Source organism: Streptomyces doebereineriae (assembly GCF_031845645.1).
In the GTDB taxonomy this organism is placed as follows: Bacteria; Actinomycetota; Actinomycetes; order Streptomycetales; family Streptomycetaceae; genus Streptomyces; species Streptomyces canus.
In genome coordinates this window covers 1-428 of record NZ_JAVREZ010000412.1, presented here as the reverse complement: position 1 = coordinate 428, position 428 = coordinate 1, and the positions used below count along the sequence as shown (strand labels likewise).

Here is a 428-nt window from a genome sequence, read left to right as displayed (position 1 = left end):
GAGGTCATGAGCCGACCATAGTCAGCGAACCACGGCGTGGACAGTCGATCGCGGTGCTGTTCCTTGAAGCAGCGGTGCTGCTTCCTGGAATGATGGACTGCCCGGGGAACATGCTGCGCGCCGGACGTGCACCGCCGCTCTCCGTGTCAGCTGGTCTTGACGGTGACGCTCAGCCCACTGGTGATCGCGCCGATGTTCACGTGAAACGAACGCGTGGAGCAGAGCCTGCCGTCATGCACGACGCCCACACAGCTACCCAGGTAGCTCCCGGTGGAGATGTGGGATATCAGCCCGCGTGCTGTGACTCGTTGCGGGTTGCTGTGAGTGCCGGCGACCGGGCCGCCGCTGTCTCCCTCACCCACGCTGGCGTCGCCCTCCTCATTGATGGCCCAGAACCCTGGACCGACCAGGACGCCTTCGCTATTGGC

At 64.7% G+C, this 428-nt stretch carries 1 protein-coding gene; it reads right to left on the bottom strand.

Going from position 1 to position 428, the window contains the following annotated elements:
- Window positions 1-146: 146 nt before the first annotated feature.
- Window positions 147-428, bottom strand: a 282-nt coding sequence (locus RNB18_RS52560) for a hypothetical protein (protein WP_311721124.1), incomplete at its 5' end; no start/stop codon positions are given.